The 14216-nt window shown below is 51.4% G+C and carries 14 protein-coding genes; 7 read left to right on the forward strand and 7 right to left on the reverse strand.

Features of this window, described 5'->3' with window-relative positions; translation table 11 throughout:
* From KORM41_RS15400 to KORM41_RS15415, 4 genes are all read left to right on the forward strand, one after another.
* On the forward strand, positions 1–351 hold a 351-nt coding region (locus tag KORM41_RS15400), incomplete at its 5' end, for an MbcA/ParS/Xre antitoxin family protein (RefSeq protein WP_068150120.1).
* Between the two features lie 34 nt (positions 352–385).
* Positions 386–577, forward strand: a complete 192-nt coding sequence (locus KORM41_RS15405; RefSeq protein ID WP_068147957.1) for a hypothetical protein — start codon at positions 386–388, stop codon at positions 575–577.
* 12 nt (positions 578–589) lie between these two features.
* On the forward strand, positions 590–940 hold the full coding sequence (locus KORM41_RS15410) for a hypothetical protein (protein ID WP_068150123.1): 351 nt from the start codon (positions 590–592) through the stop codon (positions 938–940).
* Between the two features lie 99 nt (positions 941–1039).
* Positions 1040–2185, forward strand: coding sequence for an NAD(P)/FAD-dependent oxidoreductase (locus tag KORM41_RS15415; protein WP_068150125.1), 1146 nt, complete (start codon positions 1040–1042; stop codon positions 2183–2185).
* A gap of 160 nt (positions 2186–2345) precedes the next feature.
* On the opposite strand, the gene ftsH is transcribed toward KORM41_RS15415, so the two are convergent.
* Complete coding sequence (gene ftsH / locus KORM41_RS15420) at positions 2346–4157, reverse strand: ATP-dependent zinc metalloprotease FtsH (RefSeq protein ID WP_068150131.1); 1812 nt, start codon at positions 4155–4157, stop codon at positions 2346–2348.
* Between the two features lie 348 nt (positions 4158–4505).
* Between ftsH and KORM41_RS21600 the strand changes: the two genes are divergently transcribed.
* The 3 genes from KORM41_RS21600 to KORM41_RS15435 all read left to right on the forward strand — a co-directional run bounded on the left by KORM41_RS21600 (position 4506) and on the right by KORM41_RS15435 (position 7364).
* Positions 4506–5282: an alpha/beta fold hydrolase gene (locus KORM41_RS21600; protein ID WP_269448986.1), complete on the forward strand. Its 777-nt coding sequence runs from the start codon at positions 4506–4508 to the stop codon at positions 5280–5282.
* 179 nt (positions 5283–5461) lie between these two features.
* Positions 5462–6553 (forward strand): phospholipase D-like domain-containing protein, encoded by a 1092-nt coding sequence (locus KORM41_RS15430; RefSeq protein WP_231727297.1) that lies wholly within the window; start codon positions 5462–5464, stop codon positions 6551–6553.
* A 112-nt stretch (positions 6554–6665) separates the two neighbouring features.
* Complete coding sequence (locus KORM41_RS15435) at positions 6666–7364, forward strand: lycopene cyclase domain-containing protein (RefSeq protein ID WP_068150138.1); 699 nt, start codon at positions 6666–6668, stop codon at positions 7362–7364.
* Here KORM41_RS15435 and KORM41_RS15440 read toward each other — a convergent pair.
* From KORM41_RS15440 to KORM41_RS15465, 6 genes are all read right to left on the reverse strand, one after another.
* Positions 7361–8599, reverse strand: a complete 1239-nt coding sequence (locus KORM41_RS15440) for an APC family permease (RefSeq protein ID WP_231727298.1) — start codon at positions 8597–8599, stop codon at positions 7361–7363. The two genes, KORM41_RS15435 and KORM41_RS15440, sit on opposite strands and share 4 nt — an antisense overlap.
* A 113-nt stretch (positions 8600–8712) precedes the next feature.
* Complete coding sequence (locus KORM41_RS15445) at positions 8713–10041, reverse strand: APC family permease (RefSeq protein ID WP_068150142.1); 1329 nt, start codon at positions 10039–10041, stop codon at positions 8713–8715.
* A gap of 9 nt (positions 10042–10050) precedes the next feature.
* A complete protein-coding gene (locus tag KORM41_RS15450; protein WP_197421191.1) occupies positions 10051–10446 on the reverse strand; it encodes a MerR family transcriptional regulator in 396 nt (131 codons plus the stop codon).
* 36 nt (positions 10447–10482) lie between these two features.
* Positions 10483–11217 carry a PepSY domain-containing protein gene (locus KORM41_RS15455; RefSeq protein WP_068150147.1) on the reverse strand — a complete coding sequence of 245 codons (735 nt, stop codon included), beginning with the start codon at positions 11215–11217 and terminating at the stop codon, positions 10483–10485.
* Between the two features lie 47 nt (positions 11218–11264).
* Positions 11265–11669 (reverse strand): MerR family DNA-binding protein, encoded by a 405-nt coding sequence (locus tag KORM41_RS15460; protein WP_068150151.1) that lies wholly within the window; start codon positions 11667–11669, stop codon positions 11265–11267.
* 12 nt (positions 11670–11681) lie between these two features.
* The gene (locus tag KORM41_RS15465; RefSeq protein ID WP_082719983.1) at positions 11682–14159 is read right to left on the reverse strand and encodes a heavy metal translocating P-type ATPase; all 2478 of its coding nucleotides are present in this window, start codon (positions 14157–14159) and stop codon (positions 11682–11684) included.
* Positions 14160–14216 lie beyond the last annotated feature (57 nt).

The raw sequence follows: 14216 nt of genomic DNA on the forward strand, positions 1-14216 counted from the left end.
CTTTCCTTCACAATCATGCGCGGTTGGGCATTGTCTGACAGCGAGCAATTCACACTGACCGGCCTCAAAGACACATATATCTTTCAGTTGTGGCAACAGCGGGTTTTCACCGAACTGAGCAAGGAGACCTATCTTCGCCTTGCCTGCGTCATCGATGTAAACCGACAGCTAAAGCTAATGGGCACGTCAGCCACTTCAGCCGTCCGGTGGCTCAAGTCGAACAATCCTGCTTTTCAGGATCAAAGCCCCCTCCATCATATGCTCGGCCATGGCCTGGAAGGCATTCAAGATGTGAGCAGGGTTCTTTGTCAGCAGGTTCACTACCCGCTCAACACCACCCACCTTCATTAACCGCCCTATCCACGACCCGCCAAAGGAGGCACCGATGACTGCTTCTCACGCTACTGCTACGCCTAAAATCGCCGGTACACAGCCCCTAAAGACAGTGACCGCAGAATATCTCACCACCTGTCACAAAGAGTTCATTGCGTGGCTCTTTGAACAAGCTGCCAAAGGCGGTTATCACATTCTGCTCGTGCTAGCAGGATTGATCTCTGAAGCCACAAACTGGTTCTGAGGGAGGCAAGACATGAACAAAATATATGATGGCGTCATCGAAGACGCATGCCTCGTTTCCTTCACGGATGCTCCTGAGCACCACAAAAATCTCCGTTTGCTATGTGGTACTGTTGTGGAAGATAAGCTCCAGCGCTTCCGCTCTGGCGACGCCTTCCGGTCATCGCCTGTCCTAGAGGTTGATGGCGATAATGTGCGCACCGCCAATAGTCTCTACCAAGTGAAAGGTCCGCTGGACCATATCGAGCTGCCGTGGTCTCACTTTGAGGCAGTGCTCCGATTGATGCACCCTAGGGAAATCAAAGACTTTGTGGATGAGGGCATCACTGAAATCCTTATTCAGGCTGAAACTAAGAAAGAATGAAGCATCTTCAATGTTAGATAAATCAGTCACAGTTGCAATGCTAGTATACAATACCCGAATTCGTACTGTTCAGAATGCAGGATATGGTGGAGCGGCATTGTGACGACACAAAAGGCAATCCAAATTGTTGGCGCAGGCCCATCGGGTTTGGCTTGCGCCATAGTATTGGCTCGCGCAGGCTTCAAAGCTAAAATTTATGATAGAAGGCCGGGAGTTGGCGGCCGATTCCATGATGACTTTCAAGGGCTAGAGAACTGGACCGCAAAAGACGACATATTGCGGGAGCTTGAGCTCGCAGGAATGAAAATCAACTTTGATGTCCTTCCGGTCCGGCATGGTACAGCCTTTGATGCTTGGGGTCATGCCTACGACATCAATAGTAATGCACCACTATATTATCTCGTCCGCCGGGGGCAAATGGCCGGAACCCTTGACCGGGGCCTACTACAACAAGCCCTGGATTTAGATGTGGAAATACAGTTTGGCCATCCGATTGAAGAGGTCGATAGCCCTGCGGTGCTAGCTATCGGTCCACGTACTGCTGACGCGATTGCCACAGGCTACATATTTGAAACGACCATGCAAAATGGAAGCTGGATTTGTTTCAACAAAGAATTGGCCCCCCTTGGCTATTCATATCTACTTGTTTGGCAGGGGCGCGGCACAGTGGCAAGCTGCATGTTCACAGGCTTCAAAAGCCACCAGAAGTTTGTTGATCGTACCGTCGCATTCTTTGAAAAAAAAGCTGGCCTCCAAATGACCAATCCGCGACAATTCGGGGGCTACGCGAATTTCCGGTTACCGGAGACTGCCACCCAGGGCGACAATTTGGTCATTGGCGAACAGGCCGGGTTTCAAGATGCTCTTGCGGGCTTCGGAATGGGCTATGCTATACGATCTGGCATATTGGCAGCTCGCAGCATCATTGAAGGTACGAGCTATACGCGGCTCTGGAGACGTGAACTGCTCCCGCAGCTCAGAACATCTGTTTGCAATCGATTTATCTTCAATGTCGCGGGGCGATATGGTCACAGATATGCTATCGCAAACCATATAGCCACTGGCGACGCCCGCGAAGCACTGTCTGCATTGTATCAACCATGGTGGGTAACAAAGCTATTACAGCCCATCGCGTTGTTGCGCTACAGGCATCCTCTGCGCGACAAAAGCTGTGATCATATAGATTGTACATGTGTTTGGTGTGAGCATGGCATCACCGGCCACCCAAGCCAACACGATGGATAAGACATCAAGCCATCTCAGCGCAAATCGCAGCTACTGCAGGACTACCCTGGGGCTTTGGATGCTTTGCACAGAGGATATTTTACTATGTTAACTATGCCCGTGAATATCCTGACAAGTGGGCTCGCAACAACCTTGCCACATTAGGTTTGGCTCAGAGAACCTACTTAGAGTGCCGATGAAGATATTGCCCCAATTCTTTACCACTTAGTGTTTCCTTTTCCAATAGACCCGCGGCAGCTGCATTGAGAATATCTCGTTTTTCTCGGAGAATATTTGTTGCTGCATCAAAAGCCTTATCAATTAAATCATGCACGGCGCTATCAATCTTACTCGCTGTTTCTTCACTATAGTGCCGCACACGTTCTGGCGCGGGGCTAAGAAATTGTTGCGGCTCAACTTCATAGGCTATTTGCCCAAGAGCCTCGACCATACCAAAACGGGTAACCATAGCACGAGCGATATCAGTCGCCTTCGCCAGGTCATCAGCGGCACCGGTTGAGACTTCATCAAAAATGAGAGCTTCAGCTGCACGCCCCCCCAATAGAACCGCCATCTTATTTTGGAGCTCGGTTCGACTCATTAGAAAACGATCCTCTGTCGGTCGCTGGATAGTATACCCCAGCGCACCAACACCACGCGGGATAATCGATACCTTGTGAACTTCGTCTGTCCCGGGCAGAGACATAGCGACAAGGGCATGCCCCATTTCGTGAAATGCCACAACATTCCGTTCATGGGGATTCAACAGTCGATTCTTTTTTTCCAGACCAGCAACGATGCGCTCGATCGCTTGATTGAAATCTTCCAAGGTAACAGCGTCGGCACCGCGGCGTGTCGCTAAAAGGGCTGCTTCGTTCACAAGATTTTCAATGTCCGCGCCACTAAAGCCTGGAGTCAAAGCGGCAATTTGAGCCAGATCAACATCGTCTGCCACTTTGGCTTTTCGAATATGAACCTGCAAAATAGCCAGGCGCCCACCCTTATCGGGGCGATCTACCAGAACCTGCCGGTCAAACCGACCGGCACGTAGCAGTGCCTGATCCAAAATTTCCGGGCGGTTCGTAGCTGCGAGCAAAACCAAGCCATCCCTTGGGTCGAAGCCGTCGAGTTCAGACAACAACTGATTGAGCGTTTGCTCTTTTTCATCATGCCCACCCAATCCAGGATACGCTCCACGGGCACGGCCCAACGCGTCTAATTCATCGATGAATATAATTGCTGGGGCTTGTTTGCGAGCTTGCTCGAAAAGATCCCGTACTCGTGCCGCGCCAACGCCAACAAACATTTCGACAAATTCGGAACCATTAATTGAGAAGAACGGCACCCCCGCTTCTCCCGCCACGGCTCTGGCAAAAAGTGTTTTTCCAGTTCCTGGAGGGCCGACCAGCAAAATACCCTTTGGCATGCGGGCGCCCAATCGACCATATCCTTTTGGCTCCTTCAAGAAATTGACTATTTCCTCCAGCTCAGCCTTGGCTTCATCGACACCAGCGACATCTTCGAATGTAACCTTGGTGTCCGTTTCCAAATATACCTTGGCCTTGCTTTTCCCAATCGACATTGCTCCTCCGCCAAGGCCCTGCTTTTCCGCCATCCGACGGATTAAAAACATCCAGATGGCGACAAAAAATAGCGTCGGTAGCAACCAGGACATTAGGTCACTTAAAAAGGTGTCTTCCACAACGCCAGCAACCTTAACGTTATATTTAGAAAGCTGTTCCGCTAAGGCTGGGTCAACTCTAACAGCTATGACATGTTGCGGTTGCTCGCCGTTGCCGCCTTTCAGCGTGCCTTGAACGTATTGCGAGGTTATCACCACCTCGCTCAATTGATCACTTCTGAGATAGTCCTCGAATTCGCTATATGCGACCGTGGTGACGTGAGGCTTCTGAGCAATAACATCTTGAAGAAGAAGAATGCCAAACACCGCCAAAACGACATACCAAAAGTAGATCCGTGTTTTCTGGTCCATCCTTACGCTCCATATAGCCGGCTTGAGACTTACCTCACCCGTTATATTGACAGAGCACTCGAGCTAAGCATCAAGATACTATTGCCACGATACAGGTGCCTCTTTGATTTATGTCAACAGCTACCGTTGTTACTCAATCGATATTTCATACGATTATAGGCAATCATCGCAAGCTGATAGAATTTGTGGTCGCTGCTTCACTGACGCAGGAAGTATATTGATCTGCCCCCGGATCATGCTTGTGGAAATATTGCATTGCGACATAATCTTTCAAAACACAAACGCCCTGAACTGCTGCCCATGAACAAAACAATGTCTGAGACGCTATCACTCACGTTTCTTGGTGATATGTCACCGCAAAAAGCTTCCGCGGACGAACCTCTTGTATTTTTACATGGGCTCGGTGGTACAACCCGTTACTGGACCTGTATGCTAGATAGAGCACCACTTGGTCGGTCAGCAATTTTTGTAGATTTGTTAGGATTTGGGGACTCTCCTCGACCTTGGTGCCGTTATACGGTAGACCGTCACATAGCTACCCTCCACAATTCGCTTGCACCATTGGGGCCTATCACATTGATAGGCCATTCGCTTGGAGCCGCATTAGCGCTCATCTATGCTTCGCGGTATCCAGAACAGGTCAGATCTCTCGTCCTTATCAGCTTACCCTGTTTTCACGACAAAAAGCGCGCGTCAAAGTGGTTTCGGCACATGCCTGGTGGCTGGATATTTACGAACATGGTGATAGCCGCATTAGTGTGCATGTTTACTCGTCACGTAATAGGCCGCCTGCTGCCCCTCATCTTAACTGACTATCCGCGTGAAGTTGCAGAGGACCTCGTGAAGCACAACGCGATGTCGTCCATCACATCACTATGGAACATTCTCTATCGTCGAGATTTGACTAATGACGCCCAAGAGATTTCCCCCAATATCGACGTCCTTTGTATCCACGCCATCGATGATGACACCGCGCCCTACGCGGAAACAGCGGCTCTTGTTGGAAAGATGGAAAATTGGCAAATTCGGCAGATAGACGGTGCTCGACATCATCCCTGGCTTTTGAATACGCAAGCCTGCCTAGAAGCAATCAAAGATTTCTGCGACCGCCGGAGAGCACCATAACGGCATGCGCGATACGGTTCACCTATCGGGCGGTAGCCTCTAGCTGCCTTCTCTATTATCCACAAGCTTATCTTATTATTTAACGATGGAACAAGATAACCAAGTCGGCCTTTCAACGGATTCCCGTTGATCACAGTCCAAATAGGTTTAGGTTAAGGAAATTGTCTATTTCTTGTCGCATGGAACTCGATCCGATGCAGCAATCCTACATGGAAAAGTTTGATCTTTTTGTCGACGGTGATGAATTGTATAGCTCAATGTTGTCGACAATCGCGACCGCAGAGAACACCATCGACTTTGAGAGCTATATTTTTGCTGATGATGTGGTTGGCAATCAATTCGCCAAGGCCTTGGTTCAGCGAGCTCAGCAGGGGGTCAGCATTCGATTGCACCTTGATGCGGTTGGATCAATGTTTGCAGCCTCCCGTCACTTGGAAAAATATTTACGCAACGGCGGGGTACAGGTGCAATGGTTTCACCGTTGGAATTGGCGAAGGCCCTGGCGCTATAACCGAAGGAATCACCGTAAACTGCTGGTTATCGACAACAAAATTGCATTTCTAGGGGGCTTCAACATTCACAAGGAAAACTCCCGCAAATCCTATGGGGATTCATGCTGGCGAGACACGCATATCCGGTTTGAAGGGCCCGTAACTCACGCAGCGTCCCAAATCTTTGACGCATTCTGGCGCGGCTGTAGGGTTCACACCAATGATTTGCAGAACACAGAAACAGTCTTGCTGCACAACCCAACCCGTTCCTGTCGGCACCGCCTCAGATGCACCTACATGGCATCATTTCTGGCCGCAGAATCATGTATCTATATAACAACACCATATTTTGTGCCTGACCACCGCCTATTAAAACACATGAAACAGGCAGCCCGGCGCGGCGTTGATGTCAGGCTGTTGGTTCCGAGAATAAGTGACGTACGAATAGCACAGTGGGCCGCGCGCCATTTCTATGCTTCCCTGATAAAGGCGGGCGTTCAAATTTATGAATACCTGCCAAGAGTACTGCATGCCAAAACAGTGGTTGTAGATGATACATGGTCTGCGATAGGCACAGCAAACCTAGACTATCGCAGCTTCTTTCTTAATTACGAACTGACATTGGCAACCAATAATCACATGTTGGCAAAAGGCCTCCGAGAACAATTTTTGTCGGACCTAAACGTGTCCGAAAAAATCCTGTTGAGGAATTGGAACACAAGATCCAGACTTTCCAACATTCTTGAACATATGGCTGCAATGTTCAGGCGTTGGCTGTAAACAAAAAATAAATCTGCGAACTTCACATATAGGCTGTTCACAGTCTCCCCCCTGAACCAAGAAGGGGTGCTGGCAGAGGACGTTAGCTAAACTGGAGAGGGAGAATGCCGTGATGACCATGCATTATACATATCTAACATGGAGCCTTCTGTTACTCGCAATCTGGGGAGGTGTTTTTGTTGCCAACCGGACAGAAAAGAAGAAAATGCTCTTCGTCAGCGTAAGTACCATGCCACTTGGGTTAACCGAGCCGCTCTTTTATCCAGAATATTGGTTCCCACCTACCCTTTTTGATTTGGCGGCCCGAACAGGTCTCGATGTAGAAAGCCTAATTTTCTCCTTTTCGGTTGGAGGACTTGCAAGCGCACTATACGGCATTGGACAACGTACCGACATGGAGCTTATGCCAGAATGCACCAAACGTCAGAAACGCCATCGCTTTCACAAGTTAGCACTGGCGTCACCAATATTAGCCTTTATACCTATGTTTATCTTCTCGGAACTGAACGCAATTTATATTGCTTCTATCTCAATGGCTGTGGGTGGCTTGGCTACTGTTTTGTGTCGGCCAGACCTTTTTAAGAGAATGATTTGGAGCGCCAGTATTTTTGGGGGCCTCTATTTCCTGTTTTTCGCCGCTATGAGCTGGTCACACCCAGACCTGGTTTCTCTATATTGGAATAATAACGCCATCAGCGGTTGGACCATTGTCGGAGTGCCAGTGGAAGAGCTGTTGTTTGCTGTAACCTTCGGCTTTATGTGGGGCGGTCTGTACGAGCATCTCGGATGGTACAGGTCCATCCGTACTTAGCCTGCAGGCAAGGCAAACAGAACCGCGAACGTCAATATACCCGCCATCGTTACAAAACACATAAGGCGCAAGCCTTCTTTTATACTTGCAACGCTACCCTGACAAATCACCCAAATTCCCAATAGTGTTTGCAGAAGGTAATATAGGGCAAACGCGCGCGACGCGAATGCAATGATAGCAAAGATATCCGTGACCCAAATGAGTATGATTGCACTTCCTACAATACCTAAATAAGCGGTACGGCTCGAAAGCCTTTGATCGCTCTCCTGTTCGAGCAATCCCCCGGCACCGACTGTATCAGCAACCGCTGCGCTAAACTGGCTCATGATTGCTGCCAAGGCCAAAAGTGCAGGTAGAATTGGGGCTGCAAAAGCCGACAGGTCAATTATCGCTGTTTCATCTGGATTGCCCTGTTCCAAATGATGGATCAAAGGCAGAATCAGAATGATAAAGAACAGATATATAACCGCTGAAAGACGCTGAGCTAACTTCATGCTGGCAATCCGCTTATCCGCGCTATATTCGCTTGCTAGATAACGCGACGTCTCAAACCCTTGTACGACCAGCAGCATACCAGCCAACATTCTCAATTGATCCAAAAAGGAAAGATGGGCTGCTCGCACTCCAACAAAGGAAAAACCCTCGACCAGGTTGTGATGTAGCAAGCCTGCTAACAACGCCACAATGATTGCAAGCTTAACGGAAACTGCGAGCGTTTCCATGCGTTCGAGAGCGGTCAAGCCGTAGCGCCAACCCAGGCCACCGATTGCTGCCAAAACAATCGTCGTAAAGGAAGCCTCCAGAAAGGGGGCCGTATCTTCGAAAGCACTAAACAGAAAGGCCGACATCAAACGCAAATAAAACGCGATCGAAATAACATAGGCGATCGAGAGGGTTATACCGGAGGCATGTTCCAATCGCCGCACAATCAACGGCTGGTAACTTCCCGCGTGTCTTTCACAATAGTTGATATTGAATCGGATGACAGCACCAATGCCGTAAGCAACAAGCAATATACTGGCCATTGCCAATGGCGCCAACTCTCCAGCAACCTCAGCCATTAAAGGTGCGATGATTAGAAATCCACTCCCTATAATGGAGGCAAGGGGCGTCACTGTCGCGCGCCAAAATGAGGACTGTCGCAGGTGCTTGTTCTGGAGTATTGCGAAAGCAAGAACAGCAACCAGCAACACAGACTCGTTCAACAACAGCATAGAGGAGCTATTGGTTGACATCGGTGCTGTGGTTCCTACTGATTGCGTATTTTGCAATGCACCTCCTCCACATACAAGTCCTGAAGGTCTGAGCCTTAAAAACCCTGAACTAGCTTTTCACCTTCGAGGGGCCGCTAATGATGGTGGTGTTCATGGCCCACATCACCTGCTCCTCGAAGGTTGCGCAGGTAAAATCTTTCGAAAGCAAATACAGCAGCAATGCTGCTCGCGGAGACGATAATGATGAAGGGGTCAGTGGACCCTTTGATAAAGATAAAGGCCCCCAACATAAGCGCATCCAGAACCATTGCCACAATCAGAACCCATATCGCCGCTGAGACATCGCGACGCAGGTGTCTAAACACGCCCCAGTGAATGATTATGTCCATCAGGAGGTAGAATATGGCTCCCATTGACGCGATCCGGCTCAGATCAAAGAAGGCCGCCAGCAGGCTTGCCAATACCACCGTATAGACCAGTGTGTGTTTCTGAATCCCACCCGGCATTCCGAAATGGCTGTGGGGAATCAGCTTCATGTCTGTAAGCATCGCCAGCATGCGCGACACGGCAAATGTGCTTGCAAGCAGACCGGATGCGGTTGCGATCAAGGCAATGATCACTGTGAATACAACACCGTCGTCCCCTATCGCGGGGCGCGCGGCTTCAGCCAATGAATAGTCTTTCGCTTTGACGATTTCGGCGACAGACAATGTTGAGCCAACGGCAAAGCTGACTGCAAGATAAACGGCAAGGCATATCAACAATGACAGGACGATGGAGCGGCCCACGTTTTTCTTCGGCTCCTTCACCTCGTCACCGCTGTTCGTGATCGTCGTGAACCCTTTGTAGGCCAGGATGGCAAGGGCCGTAGCAGCCAGAAAGTCCGGCAGGGACCGGTTAGCAGGTTCTCCACTCAGCTTTGACGCAAAGCTGAAATCCGCCGCCCACAGGGCCAACAGGGCAAAAATTAAAATCCCGCCTACTTTGATAACTGCAGAAGCCAGGGATATCCGGCCGATAATTTTGTTCCCGGAGATATTGACCAGAAAGGCCGCGACGATCAGCCCCACAGCAATAGTCGGAACCAGGATTTCGCCCTTGTCAGTGTCAATCAACCGCAACAGATATGTCGCAAATGTCCGAGCCACCAGGCTTTCGTTAATGATCATGGAAAACGCCATCAGGAGCGCTGCGGCACCCGTGATGGTGGCAGGCCCATAGGCCTTGTGCAGGATCATCGCGATGCCACCAGCCGACGGATACTTACGCGATACAACAATATAACTGTAGGCGCTGAAGCCGCTTACGATTGCAGCCAGAAGGAACGCAAGCGGAAACCATGGCCCCGCGTATTCTGCAACCTGTCCAGTGAGCGCAAAAATGCCTGCGCCAATCATGACGCCAGTTCCCATGGCCACGGTTGCGATCAGTGACAGGCTTCCCTTTTCATAAGTCGGCTTCATTTTTCTCCCCTATTGCAGTCCGCCCCCGAACATTTTCTCGGCAATATCCGGACACCTCTGGCCAGCTTTTAACTCTCTCAGCACTGTTTCCAAGCGATCTGACAAAGCTCGCCGAGCGTCAAGCTCCTCAAGTATCGCATCGACAAAAGATTTATCATCCACACTCAATGGCTCCTGTTCATCACAGAGCGAAAGCAACGAAACCAATTGACGAAGCGACAACCCCAAAGATTGAAGATGGTGCAAGAAACGAACCCGTGCGGCATCTTCCTTGCTATACATCCGGTAGTTGGAGGGCTTTCTCGCAGGTGCCGGAAGAAGCCCGCGCCTTTCATAGTATCGGATAGTTTCACTCGGCACACCTGAGAAGGCCGAAAAATCCGATATCTTCATTGTCTTTTCCAAAGCCAGCATCCTTTCCAGCCGCCGCCTGACAAGCACCTAAAGCCGCTTCCTCCGTCCGAGGAGCCAGTTGAAATCCCGCCGGTAGAAACGGAAAAACACGAGGCCCAAACCCGACAGTGTGAACAGCGCTGCACTGAACGCAAAAGTCATGATCAACGGATTGTTGAAATTTTCGCGTTCGTCATAATCCATGATGTGTAGCATCCAGAAAAAGTCATACAGGCGCCAAGTGGCCGAACGCCTGGCAAGCACACGCCCCTCGGCGGGCGACACATAAATTGATGTGGTGTCTTCATCGGCAAACGTGACCTGCCACACTGGAAGCGGCCCGCGATAGTCTATCGTATGCGCATCCAGAAGCGTGCTGGACGCTATCGGCACATCCGGTTTGAAATCAGCATCGGCGATCTGGCGTGCCACCTGCTCATCAATGGGTGACAGCAGCTCGCCGGATCCAGCATCCACCAGTGTCACTTCACCACCCAGATGCACTAACCGGACGACCGGGTGCCCCAATAAGGTCATATATGTTGCTTGCTGAATTTGACCTTTTTCTTGGCTGGCAAGGTCCCCCAAAGGCAACAGTCCCTCGACATTTGGCAGCGCTACAGGTGCATGCTCTTCGACATTATGCGTACCCCTCACTGTATCGATAGGTATCCAGCTCATGACGACGCCACCCACCGTCCAGGCCAGAACCTGAAGACCAAGAACCAGGCCGATCCACTTATGGGTTTTTGCTAGAAATTTATGAAGTTGCTGCTTTTTCAAAGTTTATTCCTGCTCAAAACGAGCTTTAGTATGAAAACTGGTAATGGTTAGTCACCGTACAAATGATTTATGATGCTACAGTCCTGGAGCGGCTGTTCATTGCCAGGGCAATACTCAGCCAACACTTCCAAATTCTGTTTGATCTTGCTGAGAAGAGCCAATTTGCCATCTATCTGTGCAATCTTGGCTCTTGCTATCTTGTTCACAGTTGCGCAATCAGCCTCAGGACTTGCAGACAGTTCCAACAGCTCTCTGATTTCCTTGAGTGTAAAACCCAGGGACTGCGCTTCCTTCACAAACTTAAGCTGCCTGACATTTTCCAAGCCATACACCCGGTATCCGGCGCTGGTTCGCTCAGGCGTGGGGAGGACATGGCACCTCTCATAATACCGTATTGTTTCAATGCCAACGCCGGTCGCATCGGCTAGTTTCCCAATTGTAAGCTGTGCCATGTCATTTCACTCCTAGAGCCGGATCGACTTAAGGCGTAGCGAATTGCTGATCACCGAAACAGAACTCAGGCTCATGGCCGCGGCCGCAAACATGGGCGAGATGAGGATACCGAACCAGGGATAAAGGACACCTGCCGCAATCGGCACACCAGCGGCGTTATAGACAAGTGCAAAAAACAGGTTCTGCCTGATATTACGCATGGTGGCGCGCGCCAGCCGCCGTGCCCTGACAATCCCGGTCAGGTCCCCTTTCACAAGGGTGAAGCCCGCGCTTTCAATCGCTACATCGGCACCGGTGCCCATGGCGATGCCCACATCGGCCTGCGCGAGCGCCGGCGCATCATTGACACCGTCACCCGCCATGGCGACACGGTGGCCTTTTTCCTGCAGCTCCCGAATGATCCGTGCCTTGTCCTCGGGCAACACGTCCGCGCGGATATCGTCGATCCCGAGCCTTGCGGCAACGGCCCGGCCCGTGCGTACATTATCACCCGTTGCCATGATCACCTTAAGGCCTTCCGCATGCAGTGCCTTCAAGGCATCGGGCGTGGTCTCTTTCACAGGGTCGGCGACCGATACCAGCCCGGCGACCGCACCGTCCATCACCACGAACATGACGGTTTCACCCTCATCGCGACGAGCATTGGCGGTATCGGACAGGGCCCCTCCATCGATCCCCATATCGTCCAGCAGTTTGGCATTACCGAGTGCGACTGAAGTGCCGTCGATCACGCCTTTCACGCCCTTGCCTGTCACCGCTTCAAAATCGTTGGCAGACACAAGCTTCAGGCCACGCTCTTCCGCGCCGGAGACAATAGCTTCCGCCAACGGGTGCTCGGACCCGCGCTCAAGGCTTGCTGCAAAGCGAAGTACATCGTCTTCGCCATATCCTTCCTGTGGCAGTACAGCTACCAACTTGGGCTTGCCCACGGTCAGCGTACCAGTCTTGTCGACAATCAGAGTATCAACCTTGGCGAAGCGCTCAAGCGCTTCTGCATTCTTGATCAACACACCCGCCTGCGCGCCCCGGCCGGTAGCTGTCATAATTGACATCGGTGTTGCCAAGCCGAGCGCACATGGACATGCGATGATGAGTACAGCGACAGCCGCGACCAAGCCATATGACAACGAGGGTGCTGGACCCCAAACAGCCCATGCGATAAAGGCGAGCACGGCAATAAGGATTACCACCGGCACAAACTTGCCCGCGACAGAGTCTGCCAGTTTCTGGATCGGCGCCCGGCTCCTTTGCGCATTTGCCACCATCTCGACGATCTGGGAAAGCATGGTGTCCTTGCCCACCCGTTCCGCCGTCATGATCAGGCTGCCTGTGCCATTGATTGTGGCACCTGTGAGCTTGTCACCCTCCACCTTTTCAACCGGTACCGGCTCCCCGGAAATCATCGATTCATCCACTGACGACCGCCCTTCCTGCACGATACCATCCACCGGGATCTTGTCGCCCGGTCGCACGCGCAGGCGGTCACCAACCACAACATCTTCAAGTGGAATTTCTTCTTCCCGCCCGTCTTCACGGATCACCCGCGCCGTCTTGGCCGCCAGGTCAAGAAGTGCCTTGATGGCAGCACCGGTGCGTTCCCGCGCGCCCAGTTCCATTACCTGGCCAAGGAGTACAAGCGTCACGATCACAGCACCCGCTTCGAAATAGACACCCACATGGCCTTCCGGATCGCGGAACCCGTCCGGGAAAATGCCGGGCGCCATCACCGCGACAACGCTGAAAAGATAGGCTGCACCGGTCCCCAATCCGATCAGCGTGAACATGTTGAGGTTACCGGTAACAACTGATTGAACGCCACGAACAAAGAAAGGCCAACCGGCCCACAATATCACGGGGGTACCAAGAGCTAACTCAATCCACAGCGTCAGACGTTCGCCAAAGATTTCACGAACGCCACCAAGGCCGACATAGGGGCCCATGGATAGCACCAGAAGCGGTACCGTGAAAACTGCCCCAAACCAGAAACGGCGCTTAAAATCCACCAGCTCCGGATTTGGGCCTTCGTCTCCCGTGGGCACACCCATTGGCTCGAGAGCCATACCGCAGATGGGGCAGGTCCCCGGCCCCACCTGTTGGATTTCAGGATGCATCGGGCAGGTGTATATCGTGCCTTCCGGCATCGGTTCTTGGGCCGGTCTGTCGTCAATATATTGGGCAGGATCGGCTACGAACTTCTGCTCGCACTTTTCCGAACAGAAATAATAGCTATTGCCCTCATGCTTCTGGATATGGGTCGCCGCGCCCCGGTCGACATTCATGCCGCAAACCGGGTCTTTGGCTGTTGCATATGTATCAGGGTCTGCTTCGAACTTGGCTTTGCAGTGGTCGCTGCAGAAATAATAGTCGTGCCCGGCGTGGCTTACCTTGCGTTCACTTTTCTCCGGATCGACGGACATGCCACAAACGGGGTCATGGACTGCCGACTTGCCATTGCTGGCATGGTGATGATGGTCGTGGTGCTCACACATAGGCGAAACTCCTGATCAACTGTAGATTCGCCGGAAGCCTAAAGCTTCTAGTAAGGG

It is taken from the genome of Kordiimonas lipolytica (assembly GCF_001550065.1).

Excerpts from the sequence above, each read along its gene's own strand:
- KORM41_RS15445 (WP_068150142.1), bottom strand. The coding sequence starts at position 10,041 with ATGAAGCCGACTTATGAAAAGGGAAGCCTGTCACTGATCGCAACCGTG.
- KORM41_RS21600 (WP_269448986.1), top strand. The coding sequence starts at position 4,506 with ATGTCACCGCAAAAAGCTTCCGCGGACGAACCTCTTGTATTTTTACAT.
- KORM41_RS15435 (WP_068150138.1), top strand. The coding sequence starts at position 6,666 with ATGACCATGCATTATACATATCTAACATGGAGCCTTCTGTTACTCGCA.
- KORM41_RS15430 (WP_231727297.1), top strand. The coding sequence starts at position 5,462 with ATGGAACTCGATCCGATGCAGCAATCCTACATGGAAAAGTTTGATCTT.
- KORM41_RS15410 (WP_068150123.1), top strand. The coding sequence starts at position 590 with ATGAACAAAATATATGATGGCGTCATCGAAGACGCATGCCTCGTTTCC.
- KORM41_RS15440 (WP_231727298.1), bottom strand. The coding sequence starts at position 8,599 with ATGTCAACCAATAGCTCCTCTATGCTGTTGTTGAACGAGTCTGTGTTG.
- ftsH (WP_068150131.1), bottom strand. The coding sequence starts at position 4,157 with ATGGACCAGAAAACACGGATCTACTTTTGGTATGTCGTTTTGGCGGTG.
- KORM41_RS15465 (WP_082719983.1), bottom strand. The coding sequence starts at position 14,159 with ATGTGTGAGCACCACGACCATCATCACCATGCCAGCAATGGCAAGTCG.
- KORM41_RS15460 (WP_068150151.1), bottom strand. The coding sequence starts at position 11,669 with ATGGCACAGCTTACAATTGGGAAACTAGCCGATGCGACCGGCGTTGGC.
- KORM41_RS15405 (WP_068147957.1), top strand. The coding sequence starts at position 386 with ATGACTGCTTCTCACGCTACTGCTACGCCTAAAATCGCCGGTACACAG.